Here is an 11,892-nt window from a genome sequence, read left to right as displayed (position 1 = left end):
CCGGCGCGAACCGACGGCAGGTCGTCGGGACGCGTAGGTTTGTGACCGGCACCACACCGACCCCAGACATCCTAGGAGACCGAGATGCCCGACCGCCCGTCCCTCACCGGCGCTCCCTGCTGGATCGATCTCACCAGTTCCGACCCACGACAGGTCATTCCGTTCTACACCGGGCTGTTCGGGTGGAGGTCCGACACCAACGAGGATCCGCAGTACGGCGGCTACTCCATCTTCAGCATGAACGGCAAACCCATTGCGGGCCTTGGCCCCCAACAGCAGGGCAACCCGTACGGCAACGTGTGGACCACGTATATCGCCTCCGAGGACGCGGAGGCCACCGCGGCGAAGGCCGCCGAGGCGGGCGGCCAGGTGATGATGCCCGCAATGGTCGTGGGCGACCAGGGCACGATGGCGATCCTCGGCGATCCGGCCGGCGCCGTCATCGGCGTGTGGCAGGCCGATCAGCACGGCGGCTTCGGTCTCGTGGACGAGCCCGGCGCGCCCGTCTGGCACGAAACGCTGTCGCGGAACTACGCGGCGGCGCTCCCGTTCTACGCGGACGTCTTCGGCTGGACCTTCCGGACCCTTGGCGACACAGACGAATTCCGGTACTCGCAGGCGAACCTCGGCGACCGCACCGTGGCCGGAGTCATGGACGCCGACTCGTTCCTGCCCGAAGGCGTCCCCTCGTTCTGGCAGTTCTACATCGGCGTCGAGGACACGGATGCCGCGGTCGCGAAGGTGACCGAACTGGGCGGCACCGTCCGGCGCGCCCCAGAGGACACCCCGTTCGGGCGGCTCGCGTCCGTCGCCGACCCGCTCGGCGCCACCTTCCAGATCACGACGCTGCAGTCCTGACCCGGTGACGGTGGCGCGCAGAACGCGCCACCGTCACACCGGGCCGAACGGCGCCTGCGCCTCCTTGGCGTCCCAGATGTCGAGGAGTGAGCGGAGAATCTCCTCCGACATGCCCAGGCCCCCGAGATGGCTTTCCCCGTGCATCGTGTGGAACTCGGCGTCGGGAAGAAGCGACACCATGTGCTGCCCGTGCCGGAGCGGAATGATGTGGTCGCAGTCGCCGTGCCACCACCGCACCGGGGTCTTCACCGCATTCACCCGGAATCCCCAGTCCCGCGCAAACAGCACGAGGTCGGCGAACGGTGCACTGAGCTGCTTACGGCCGCCGTTGAGCAGATCGTCGAGGAACATCGCCTTGAACTCCGGCCGCGCGAGCAGACGGCGGTCACCCTCCGGCGACAGCCGCCCGTACAGGTCGATGATCGGCGACGCGAACGGCCTCGCCAGCCTGATCACGGAACTCGCCGCCAACCCGACGGGGACACCGCCCGCGGACAGCACCGGAGCCGCCAGGACGGCGAGATCCATCAGCCCACTGCGGATCGCGTCGGGACCCTTCGTCGGCGCGACACCCCCCAGGATGCCGGTCGCGACCACGCGGTCGGGCATCGCGTACGCCGCGGCCAGCGTGTAGGGGCCGCCACCGGACAGGCCGACCACGGCCATCTGGTCGACGCCCAGTGTGTCGGCGACCGTGCGCAGGTCTTCGGCGAAGTCGATCACGGCGCCGTAGCGGTGCGGCGTCGACGACCCGACCCCCGGCCGGTCGATCCCGATCAGCCGGACGTGCTCGCGTTCGGCGAACGCCCGGGCCTCCATCGGTACCTGACGCCGCGCACCGGGTGTGCCGTGCAGCCAGAACACCGCCCTGCCCTGTGCCGAACCGAACTCCGCGAAGCCGAGCCGACGCCCCTCGCCTACCGCGACCGTGCCCTCCAACTGCGGGCGTGCGATATCCACCATGCCCACAGCTTCGCACGTGACACCCGTCACGTTTCCGCCCGGGACCCGCTCAGCGGTGTGCGGTGGACGTGAACTGGTAGGTCGCGGCATCGACGATCTGCTCGGGAGACACCTCGATCTCGCCGTTCAGCCACGCCGTCATGAGCTCCGCGAGCCCACCCACGAACAGCAGCGCGGTGATCTCGTCCTGCGGCGACGACCACGCCCTGTCGCCGTAGAGTTCCTTCGATTCCTCCGCGACCAGCAGGGCGAACGCCCGTAACAACTCACGCCGTCGCGTCCGTAGCGGTTCGGCAGCCGCCGATTCGATGATCGACACCCGACCTTTTCGCGGGTCCGCCGTCAGGATGTCGACGAACGTCGCGATCGCCGCCCGCGCCCGCACCTCGGGGTCGCCGGTCACGGTCTGGAGGGTGCCCCTCGCCGCCTCCGCGATCTCCGCGGCAATGCCCTCGATCACCTGCACCAGCAGGTCGTCCCGGTCGCGGAAGCTCTCGTAGAAATAGCGTTCCGTCAGCTTCGCCTCGGCGCAGATCGCGGTCATGGTCGCCTTCTCGCCGCCGACGGTGCCGAACACCTGCAGTCCCGCCTCGAGCAGTCGCGCGCGGCGCTCCGCGGCGCGTTGCTCCGAACTTCGACCGCGGTACTGGCGCGCCGGTGAACTCATGACTCGATGTTGACAGACCCGCCGGTGTGACGCACACTACAGGCATCTGACAGCGTGTCCTGTCACATATGCCACCAGGAGGGCCGATGCCCAAAGTTCTCGCTGCTCCCCCACCGCAAAGCACCCTGCAACCCATCTCGGGCAATGCCGGATTCCCCGTCATCGGACACTCACTGGACTACTTCCGCGACCCGATGGGACTGCTACAGAGTCGCTGGGATCGCTACGGCCCCGTGTCGTGGCTGAGCATGGCAGGCAAACGGTGGGTCACCGTGCTCGGACCGGACGGCTGCCAGACGGTGCTGCAGAACAAGGACCGGGCCTTCGTCAACAGCGACGGGTGGAGCGTGCTGATCGGGCCGTTCTTCCACCGCGGGCTGATGCTCCTCGACGGCGACGAACACCTCGCCCACCGGCGAATCATGCAGCAGGCCTTCACCCGCGACCGGCTGTCGCGCTACACCGAGGCACTCCATCCGGCTGTCGAGAAGGGCCTCGACGCCTGGCAGCCCACCGCGGGCTTCGCCGCGTACCCGGCGCTGAAGGAGCTGACACTCGATCTCGCCACGAGCATCTTCATGGGCGGCGCCGAGGGGTCGACGCCCCGGGAGATGGCCGAGATCAACAGGGCCTTCATCGACTGTGTGCAGGCCGCCACGTCGGTGATCCGGTATCCCCTGCCCGGAACGCGATGGAAGCGTGGCATCGACGGGCGCGCACGACTCGAGGAGTTCTTCCGCCGCTACCTGCCCGCGCGTCGCGCGGGCGCCGGCGAAGACCTTTTCTCCGCGCTGTGCCACATCGAATCCGAAGAGGGGCAACGGTTCAGCGACGACGACGTCGTCAACCACATGATCTTCCTGCTGATGGCGGCGCACGACACGTCCACCATCACGCTGTCGACGATGATGCAGTACCTCGGTCAGCACCCCGACTGGCAGGAGCGGTGCAGACGGCAGTCGGCGGCACTGGGCACGTCCACCCCGACCTACGATCAACTCGACGAACTGACCGACCTCGACCTCGTGATGAAGGAATGCCTGCGCCTCGTGCCGCCGGTCCCGGTGGTCGCCCGCCGCGCGGTCGAGGACACGGAGGTGCTCGGCCACTACATCCCCCGGGGCACGTACATGTCGGTGGTCGTGCACTTCACCCATCACATGCCCGAGTACTGGCCCGATCCGGAGAGGTTCGACCCCGAACGGTTCGCACCCGAACGCCGCGAGGACAAGGTTCACCGGTTCGCGTGGGAGCCGTTCGGCGGCGGCGTGCACAAATGCCTGGGGATGCACTTCGCGGGCGCCGAGATCAAGACGGTCATGCACCACCTGCTGCGGCGATTCCACTGGCATGTGAGCCCCGGCTACGTCGCTCCGCTCAATTACACGTCTCTGCCGTTTCCGTCCGACGGCCAGCCCGTGGACCTGTACCACCGCGTCGGCGGAGCTGACACCCCGTAGTGCAGCCGGAGCCGACACCCCGTAGTGCAGGCCGGAGCCGACAACCCGTAGTGCAGGCCGAGCCGATACACCATAGTGGAAGTCATGACCGTTACGGCGCCCCCGCTCGACGTGTATTCGCAGCCCACGCTGTCTGCGCTGATGCCGTCCGTTCTCGCCGCACTGGGCGTTGCCGGCGAACCCAATCGGCTGCACCTGCCGGACAGCAGGCACACCGTGGTGTTCCTGATCGACGGCCTCGGCTGGACGCTGCTGCGTCGTCACCGCGAACACGCCCCGTTTCTCGACAGCCTGACGGGACGGCCGATCCGGGCCGGCTTCCCCACCACGACCGCCACCAGCATCGCGTCGTTCGGCACGGGGTTGCCGGCCGGCAGTCACGGCATCACCGGCTACCAGTCATACGTTCGTGAGGTTCGCGGCACGCTCAACTGGTTGTCGTGGCGCGCGGGTCACAAGGGCGACGAACTGACCCGGCTGGTGCCGGAGGTCGTCCAGCCCGCACCGACCGTGTTCGAACGCGCCGCGGCAGCAGGTATCAGGTGCACGACGGTGGTTCCCGCGAAATTTGACGGGTCCGGGCTCACCCGCGCCGTCCTCCGCGGCGGCACGTTCGCAGGAATACACGCGTACGGTGACCTGATCGCGCACGTCGTCACCGCGGCCCGGGCAGGCGACCGCACCCTCACCTACTGCTACCTCAGCGAAATCGACACGCTCGGGCACATTTACGGACCGGGATCCGAATCCTGGCTGCACCAGGTCACCCTCGTCGACCGGCTCGTCGAGAAGCTCGCCGCGGGACTCGCGGCGGCACAACCCGACACCCACCTGTACGTCACCGCCGACCACGGCATGGTCACCGTCGACGACGCCGACAAGATCGACTTCGACGCCACTCCCGCCCTGTCGGACGACGTGGTGGCGCTCGCCGGCGAACCGCGGTGCAGGCACGTCCACACCCGCGCCGGAGCCGGGCACGACGTCGCCGACCGGTGGAGGAGCGAACTGGGACACCGCATGTGGATCGGCACGAGGGACCAGGCCGTCACCGCGGGACTGTTCGGACCGGCTGTGCGGTCCGAGGTGCAGGGCCGCATCGGGGACGTCGTCGCCATCGCCCAGGGCGGCGTCGCGGTGGTCCGGCGCAAGGCGGAGTCGAGGCTGTCCGCCCTCCCCGGGCAGCACGGCGCACTCAGCGACGACGAGTTGCTGATTCCTCTGCTGCAGGGCGCCACCACGTAAACCCGCGTCGATCACCGGTCCGCGCGGCCACTCCTGATAGAAATGACGAACAGCGTTGATTTCAGGAGAGATTCATGCCCCGCTCTGCGGTACCGAACACCGACTCCATCATCACGACCATCCGCACGAAGTGGCCCTGGATCCTCGCCGGGCTGTTCGTCGTCGTGCTCGTCACGATGCTCACCCCCGACCCCGACGACACCCTTGCCGCCGGAACCGGACCGGTTGCACCCTCGGAAGTCACTGACACACAACAGATACAGACGGCGTTCACTCAGCTGTCCACCCTCGAGGTGAAGGGCCGGGCACCCAAAACGGGATACGACCGGGAACTGTTCGGCGCCAGCTGGACCGACAACGTGTCGGTCGAACTCGGACGCAACGGCTGCGACACCCGCAACGACATCCTGCGACGCGACCTCGTCGACATCACCTCACGGGACCGCACCCGCAACTGCGTGGTGCAGTCGGGCACGTTGCGGGATCTCTACACGGGCACCATCATTGCGTTCACCAGGGGCACGAAGACGTCGGATGCCGTGCAGATCGATCACGTGGTGGCGCTGTCGGACGCGTGGCAGAAGGGCGCTCAGCTCCTCGACGCGCAGACGCGGGCGGACCTCGCGAACGATCCCCGCAATCTGCAGGCGGTGGACGGACCCACCAATCAGCGCAAGAGCGATGCCGACGCGTCGACATGGCTGCCCCCGCTGGCGGCGTACCGCTGCACCTACGTGGCGCGTCAGGTGGAAGTGAAAGTGGCGTACCGGCTCTGGGTGACCCCGCCCGAGCGCGATGCGATGGCCGCGGTGCTCACCGGTTGTGGAGCCCGGTGATCACGCGCCGGGCGGGGTGAGCCGGTTCTCGGAGCCCGTGTCGACCGACGGGGCCGGCGCACCGGAATCCCAGTCGACGGAGTTGTTGGACCCGGTGAGTTCGAGGGAGTCGAGCGACACGGCGCGCACGAAATTGTCGTTGCCACTCACCGTCATCGAACCGGAGTCGTCCACGGTCACGGAGTTCCCGCTGCCGCTGACCGAGATCCGCCCCGCCTGCTTGCCGAGCACGGTGACGGCGTTGCCCTGCACGTCGATCGACTCGAGGACGTCGATGGTGGCACTGTTGCTGCGCCCCGAGATCGTGAGCGTTCCGGTCTGCCCGCCGACGACGTTGGTGTCCTGACCGTTCACGACGACCGCGTTCGACGTCGCGACGTTCGCGGAGACGCCGTTGGCCTCGATGGTGACGGTGCCGCACTCGCCGTCGAGGACGACCACGGCACCGTCCCTGTCGACGATCACGTCGCGGCCCGCGCAGTCACCGCCCGAGTTCAGTTCCACCGCAGAGCCGGACACCGTCGAGGTGCTGCCGCCGCCGGTGCTCCCGCCGCCGCAGCCCGCGAGGGCCACGGCGCCGGATATCAGCACCGCGACGGCGACCGACTGCCGGGTGACGCTCATCGACCCCTGCTTTCCTGTCCCCTACGGGGCCGGGTCAGTCCTTCGCGAGTACCGGCATCGTCACGACCTGGGCCGCGTAGGACAGCCCGGCGCCGAAGGCGAGCAGCAGGGCGGTGTCGCCGGGCTTGGTGGCGCCCGATTGCAGCATCTCCTCCATGGCGAGCGGCACCGACGCGGCCGACGTGTTGCCGCTCTCGGCGATGTCGTCGGACACGGGCACGTTCTCGGGGAGCTTCATGCTGCGGGCGATCACCTCGGTGATCCGCGAGTTGGCCTGGTGCGGGACGAACGCGTCGAGATCGTCGACCGACATGCCGGCCTTCTCGATCGCCCGCAGGGCCACCTTGCCCATCTCGAAGGCGGCCCAGCGGAACACCGCGGTACCGGCCATCTTGATATACGGGCGCGTGGCACCCGGCGTCGTGATGTATTCGTACCAATCCAGGTCCTGCACGATGGCGTCGGCTTGGGCGCCGTCCGAACCCCACTCCACCGGACCGATGCCCGCGACGTCGCTCTTGCCCACGACCACGGCGCCGGCGCCGTCACCGAAGATGAACCGCGTCGCGCGGTCGGTGGGATCGGTGGTGATGCTCATCTTCTCGACACCCACGACGAGGGCGTAGTCGACGGATCCTCCGCGAACCAGATCCGACGCCACGGTCAGCGCGGTGCAGAAGCCCGCGCAGCCACCGCCGAGATCGAATGCTCCGGGCCCGTTGGTGCCCAGGGCGTCGGCCACCACCGCCGCGGCGGGCGGGGTCAGCAGGAGGTACGTCGACGTGGCGACAATGACGCAGCCGATCTGCTCGGGATCGATCCCGCTCGCTTCGATCGCCTTACGCCCGGCTTCGATGGACATCGTGACGACGTTCTCGTCCTCCGCCGCGAACCGCCGGTTGCGGATTCCCGAGCGCGACTGGATCCACTCGTCGTTCGAGTCGATCAGTTCACAGATCTCGTCGTTGGTGACGACCCGTTCGGGCCGGTACACGCCGAGCCCGAGAAGGGCGGACTGCCGACCTCCAGCCACGGTGGCAATCTGCTTTCCCATCGATCGATCTCCTCATCAGGTCCCGCGTGGTTACGCGCAGTGTGGACTTGTCGCCAGCACACGTTACGTCGGCGACCGCCCAGCGGGTAGCACCGGTTCCTGTTACTTGTCGGTAACATCGGTTCGGTGGAGGCGCCGATGAAACGAACACGGCGGTCAAACCGACACTTTCGTAAGGACAGACTTGTTAGACTTCTGGCGATTTCCAGCAGTTGATCACCGGTAGGGGGAGTGGTCTCTTCGGGCCACGCAGTGCCGCCTGCTGCTAGAGATGGAGTGTCCTTCGTGAAGCGAACCAGAGCTCTTGCAGCAGCGTCGCTCATCGGCGCGGCCGTGACGTTGATCGCATTCGCCGGCCCGGCCGCCGCGAATCCCAACGCCATAAATCCGATCCCCGGACTCAACGGCACCAACGGGATTCCGCACCTCACCGGACGCACCCAGGCGGTCGCACAGCAGACCGGCATGCTCAGCCCGAACCGCACCCAGGACGCCAACGTCCTCGGCACCGACCTCGGCATCATGTGGGACAACGGCCAGGGCCAGGTCCTCACGGCCTTCGGCGACTCCGCCGGCCTCGGACTGCCCAACCTGCTGTCGGGCAGCCTGTGGGCCTGGCGCAGCAGCACACTGTTCCGCAGCTCGGACGGCATCCTCGCCGACGGGATGAACTTCGACAGCTCCCCGCGTGACATCTTCGGCCAGTCCAAGGAGCTCGTCCCGAGCCCGAAGATTCCGTTCGTCGAGATCAGCCGCATCCCCACCGCCGGCGTCGCCGTCGGCAACACCCAGGTTCTGAGCATGATGTCGGTGAAGAACTGGGGACCGGCGGGAACGTGGGACACCAACTACTCCGGTCTCGTCTACTCACAGGACAACGGCGAGAACTGGACCGTCGCCCCCGAGACGCAGCGCCCGAACGTCGGCGGCAACGCCAACTTCCAGATGAGTGCCTTCGTCAAGGCCGACGGCTTCGTCTACCAGTACGGAACACCCGCCGGCCGCGGCGGGCTCGTCCACATCGCACGGGTTCCGGAACCCCAGATCATGGACCTCGGCGCGTACGAATACTTCGACGGCGCCAAGTGGATCAAGGGCAACCCCGACGTCGCCAAGCCGATCATGCCGGGCGGAGTCGGCGAACTGTCCGTCGCGTACAACGAGTACCTCGGCCAATACCTCATGCTGACCACAGACCAGTACAACTCCGTGGTCATGCGCCGCTCACCGTCGGTCACCGGACCGTGGGGCCCACCGGAGGTGCTCGTCGACACCCGGGAGCTGCCCAGCGCGTACGGCGCCTACATCCACCCGTGGTCGTCGGGACGGGACCTCTACTTCCTCACGACGGTGCACAACAACTACAACGTGCTCCTCATGCGGACCACACTCACGCCGTAGCCCGCGTACTAGCGTCGGGGCATGGATGCAGCTGCCTGGGACGAACGGTATTCACAGAGCGACTTGGTGTGGGGCGCGCCACCCAACGCCGTCGTGGTCGAGCGGGTCACCTCGCTCCCCCGCGGCCGCGCACTCGACCTCGCATGCGGCGAGGGCCGCAACGCGCACTGGCTCGCCACCCGCGGCTGGGAGGTGACGGGGCTCGACTACTCGGCCGTGGCCGTCGACAAGGCCCGCCGGGTGGCCGCCGAGGCGCCCCGCTCGGTCCGCGAACGGCTCGACTACCGCGTCGCCGACGTCACCGATTCGGACCTCGGCGGCGAGTACGACCTCGTGCTCATGATCTACCTCCATCTCGCCGCCGAGGAGCGTCTGCAGGTTGTGAACCGCGCCATATCTGCGCTGAAACCTGATGGAATCCTCATGATTTTGGGGCATGACACCGTTAACTTGTCGCAGGGAGTCGGGGGTCCCCAGGACCCCGAAATCCTGTACACGCCAGATGATTTGGTTGACTCGTTCGACGGGCGGCTCTCCGTCGACGTCGCCGAACGGCGCTTCCGCGAGACGGACGCCGGAACGGCGATCGACGCGCTCGTCGTCGCGCACCGCCCGAGTCTTGGCAGTCAGGTAAATCGGGCGTAATATCGCTGATGTTACCGACGAGTAATAACTTGGGCGGTACTAACGGATAGACCGCACCATCTCACTGGGAGAGACAGAAGACATGGGCCATTACAAGAGCAACGTCCGCGACCTGGAGTTCAACCTCTTCGAGGTACTCGGTCTCGAGCAGCCGCTGAGTGAAGGCGTGTGGGGCGATCTCGACGCCGACACCGTCCGCAACATGCTCAGCGAAGTTGCCCGCCTCGCCGAGGGACCGCTGGGCGAGTCCTTCGCCGACGCCGACCGCAACCCTCCGGTCTTCGACCCCGAGAACCACACCGTCACCCTGCCGGAATCGTTCAAGAAGTCGTTCCGCGCACTGTGGGACGCCGAGTGGTACCGCATGGGACTCTCCGAGGAGATCGGCGGCGTACCCGTCCCCCGGTCCGTCGTGTGGGCCATCAGTGAGCTGATCCTCGGCGCCCAGCCGGCCGCGCACATGTACCAGGCCGGACCCGCGTTCGCGGACGTGCTGTTCCACAACGGCACCGAAGAGCAGAAGAAGTGGGCCGCCACCTGCGTCGAGCGCGGCTGGGGTGCCACCATGGTCCTCACCGAACCCGACGCCGGTTCCGACGTCGGCGCAAGCCGCACCAAGGCCATCAAGCAGGACGACGGCTCCTGGCACATCGAGGGCGTCAAGCGGTTCATCACGTCCGCCGACTCCGACGACCTGTTCGAAAACATCTTCCACCTGGTCCTGGCCCGCCCCGAGGGCGCAGGCCCCGGCACCAAGGGACTGTCGCTGTTCTTCGTCCCGAAAACGCACTTCAACTTCGAGACCAACGAATTGGGCGAGCGCAACGGCGTCTTCGTCACCAACGTCGAGCACAAGATGGGCCTGAAGGTCTCCGCCACGTGTGAGGTCACCTTCGGCGGCCACGGCATTCCCGCCCAGGGCTGGCTCGTCGGCGAGGTCCACAACGGCATCGCGCAGATGTTCGACGTCATCGAGCACGCCCGGATGATGGTCGGCACCAAGGCCATCGCCACCCTCTCCACCGGCTACCTCAACGCCCTCGACTACGCGAAGGAACGCGTCCAGGGCGCAGACCTCACGCAGATGACGGACAAGGCCGCGCCGCGCGTCACCATCACGCACCACCCCGACGTCCGTCGCGCCCTCGCCATGCAGAAGGCGTACGCGGAGGGCCTGCGCGCCGTGTACCTGTACACCGCGGCGCACCAGGACGAGGCCACCGCCAAGCTGGTGTCCGGTGCCGACAAGGACCTCGCGTTCCGCGTCAACGACCTGCTGCTCCCCATCGTCAAGGGTGTCGGCTCCGAGCGGGCGTACCAGTACCTGACGGACAGCCTGCAGACCTTCGGTGGCTCCGGCTTCCTGCAGGACTACCCGATCGAGCAGTACATCCGCGACGCCAAGATCGACTCGCTGTACGAGGGCACCACCGCCATCCAGGCGCAGGACTTCTTCTTCCGCAAGATCGCCCGCGACCGCGGTGTGGCACTCGCCCACGTCGCAGGCGAGGTCAAGAAGTTCATCGACAGCGAGGCAGGCAACGGTCGCCTCAAGGCCGAGCGGGCCCTGCTCGCTACCGCCCTCGAGGACGTCCAGACCATGGCCGCCACCCTCACCGGGTACCTCATGGGTGCGCAGGAGCAGCCGTCCGAGCTGTACAAGGTCGGCCTCGGTTCCGTCCGGTTCCTGATGTCCGTCGGCGACCTGCTCATCGGCTGGCAGCTCCTCCGCCAGTCCGAGATCGCGATCAAGGCCCTCGACGAGGGTGCCTCCGACAAGGACAAGTCGTTCTACGAGGGCAAGGTCGCCATCGCGTCCTTCTTCGCGAAGAACGTGCTGCCGGAACTGACCGCCACCCGCAGCATCGTCGCCAACATCGACAACGACATCATGGAGCTCGACGAAGCAGCGTTCTGATCGGCTTCACACGGCCCGGCGGCCGGGGTACCTCCCCGGCCGCCGGGCTTTTTCGTGTCCCGACCACGTGGACTCCGGCACTCTTTCTTCGTGGACGCACCCCTTTTCGGCCCCCACAGGTAGTGCGGGAGCCGAGAAAGAGTGCGGGAGTTGTCCACAAGCCTCGGTCCATCCAGAGCCGGGTCCTTCGGACCGGATTCTTCAGGTGGCTCCGGCCAGAA

At 67.3% G+C, this 11,892-nt stretch carries 11 protein-coding genes; 7 read left to right on the top strand and 4 right to left on the bottom strand.

Annotated elements, in window-relative coordinates:
• The first annotated feature begins 84 nt into the window (after nucleotides 1-84).
• Nucleotides 85-858: a VOC family protein gene (locus tag PSR88_RS26535; protein ID WP_009478245.1), complete on the top strand. Its 774-nt coding sequence runs from the start codon at nucleotides 85-87 to the stop codon at nucleotides 856-858.
• Between the two features lie 33 nt (nucleotides 859-891).
• Here the strand turns inward: PSR88_RS26535 and PSR88_RS26530 are convergent, their stop codons facing one another.
• Nucleotides 892-1,821 carry an alpha/beta fold hydrolase gene (locus PSR88_RS26530; RefSeq protein WP_011597417.1) on the bottom strand — a complete coding sequence of 310 codons (930 nt, stop codon included), beginning with the start codon at nucleotides 1,819-1,821 and terminating at the stop codon, nucleotides 892-894.
• 49 nt (nucleotides 1,822-1,870) lie between these two features.
• Nucleotides 1,871-2,488 (bottom strand): TetR/AcrR family transcriptional regulator, encoded by a 618-nt coding sequence (locus tag PSR88_RS26525; RefSeq protein WP_016883779.1) that lies wholly within the window; start codon nucleotides 2,486-2,488, stop codon nucleotides 1,871-1,873.
• 86 nt (nucleotides 2,489-2,574) lie between these two features.
• Here PSR88_RS26525 and PSR88_RS26520 point away from each other — a divergent pair, with 86 nt between their 5' ends.
• The 3 genes from PSR88_RS26520 (at nucleotide 2,575) to PSR88_RS26510 (ending at nucleotide 6,029) form a co-directional block, all read left to right on the top strand.
• The gene (locus PSR88_RS26520; RefSeq protein WP_009478242.1) at nucleotides 2,575-3,948 is read left to right on the top strand and encodes a cytochrome P450; all 1,374 of its coding nucleotides are present in this window, start codon (nucleotides 2,575-2,577) and stop codon (nucleotides 3,946-3,948) included.
• A gap of 84 nt (nucleotides 3,949-4,032) precedes the next feature.
• Nucleotides 4,033-5,193 carry an alkaline phosphatase family protein gene (locus PSR88_RS26515; protein WP_011597415.1) on the top strand — a complete coding sequence of 387 codons (1,161 nt, stop codon included), beginning with the start codon at nucleotides 4,033-4,035 and terminating at the stop codon, nucleotides 5,191-5,193.
• Nucleotides 5,194-5,267: 74 nt separating this feature from the next.
• A complete protein-coding gene (locus PSR88_RS26510; protein ID WP_016883781.1) occupies nucleotides 5,268-6,029 on the top strand; it encodes an HNH endonuclease family protein in 762 nt (253 codons plus the stop codon).
• Here PSR88_RS26510 and PSR88_RS26505 read toward each other — a convergent pair whose 3' ends face one another.
• Complete coding sequence (locus PSR88_RS26505) at nucleotides 6,030-6,653, bottom strand: DUF3060 domain-containing protein (RefSeq protein ID WP_011597414.1); 624 nt, start codon at nucleotides 6,651-6,653, stop codon at nucleotides 6,030-6,032.
• A gap of 34 nt (nucleotides 6,654-6,687) precedes the next feature.
• Complete coding sequence (locus PSR88_RS26500; RefSeq protein WP_009478238.1) at nucleotides 6,688-7,707, bottom strand: beta-ketoacyl-ACP synthase III; 1,020 nt, start codon at nucleotides 7,705-7,707, stop codon at nucleotides 6,688-6,690.
• Between the two features lie 285 nt (nucleotides 7,708-7,992).
• Between PSR88_RS26500 and PSR88_RS26495 the strand changes: the two genes are divergently transcribed.
• The 3 genes from PSR88_RS26495 (at nucleotide 7,993) to PSR88_RS26485 (ending at nucleotide 11,671) form a co-directional block, all read left to right on the top strand.
• Entirely contained in the window at nucleotides 7,993-9,108 is a 1,116-nt protein-coding gene (locus PSR88_RS26495) for a DUF4185 domain-containing protein (RefSeq protein WP_009478237.1), read from the top strand.
• Between the two features lie 21 nt (nucleotides 9,109-9,129).
• Nucleotides 9,130-9,753: a class I SAM-dependent methyltransferase gene (locus PSR88_RS26490; RefSeq protein WP_011597413.1), complete on the top strand. Its 624-nt coding sequence runs from the start codon at nucleotides 9,130-9,132 to the stop codon at nucleotides 9,751-9,753.
• A gap of 82 nt (nucleotides 9,754-9,835) precedes the next feature.
• On the top strand, nucleotides 9,836-11,671 hold the full coding sequence (locus tag PSR88_RS26485) for an acyl-CoA dehydrogenase (RefSeq protein ID WP_011597412.1): 1,836 nt from the start codon (nucleotides 9,836-9,838) through the stop codon (nucleotides 11,669-11,671).
• The last annotated feature ends 221 nt before the right edge of the window (nucleotides 11,672-11,892 follow it).

This window comes from Rhodococcus sp. DK176 (assembly GCF_038447315.2).
Classification (GTDB): domain Bacteria; phylum Actinomycetota; class Actinomycetes; order Mycobacteriales; family Mycobacteriaceae; genus Rhodococcus_F; species Rhodococcus_F jostii_A.
Note: the sequence above shows the minus strand (reverse complement) of the source record. Positions and strands in the feature narration are given on the sequence as shown.

What these genes read in the sequence shown, in the direction of transcription:
- PSR88_RS26510 (WP_016883781.1), top strand. Translation starts at nt 5,268, where the DNA reads ATGCCCCGCTCTGCGGTACCGAACACCGACTCCATCATCACGACCATC.
- PSR88_RS26500 (WP_009478238.1), bottom strand. Translation starts at nt 7,707, where the DNA reads ATGGGAAAGCAGATTGCCACCGTGGCTGGAGGTCGGCAGTCCGCCCTT.
- PSR88_RS26520 (WP_009478242.1), top strand. Translation starts at nt 2,575, where the DNA reads ATGCCCAAAGTTCTCGCTGCTCCCCCACCGCAAAGCACCCTGCAACCC.
- PSR88_RS26505 (WP_011597414.1), bottom strand. Translation starts at nt 6,653, where the DNA reads ATGAGCGTCACCCGGCAGTCGGTCGCCGTCGCGGTGCTGATATCCGGC.
- PSR88_RS26535 (WP_009478245.1), top strand. Translation starts at nt 85, where the DNA reads ATGCCCGACCGCCCGTCCCTCACCGGCGCTCCCTGCTGGATCGATCTC.
- PSR88_RS26530 (WP_011597417.1), bottom strand. Translation starts at nt 1,821, where the DNA reads ATGGTGGATATCGCACGCCCGCAGTTGGAGGGCACGGTCGCGGTAGGC.
- PSR88_RS26525 (WP_016883779.1), bottom strand. Translation starts at nt 2,488, where the DNA reads ATGAGTTCACCGGCGCGCCAGTACCGCGGTCGAAGTTCGGAGCAACGC.
- PSR88_RS26515 (WP_011597415.1), top strand. Translation starts at nt 4,033, where the DNA reads ATGACCGTTACGGCGCCCCCGCTCGACGTGTATTCGCAGCCCACGCTG.
- PSR88_RS26490 (WP_011597413.1), top strand. Translation starts at nt 9,130, where the DNA reads ATGGATGCAGCTGCCTGGGACGAACGGTATTCACAGAGCGACTTGGTG.
- PSR88_RS26485 (WP_011597412.1), top strand. Translation starts at nt 9,836, where the DNA reads ATGGGCCATTACAAGAGCAACGTCCGCGACCTGGAGTTCAACCTCTTC.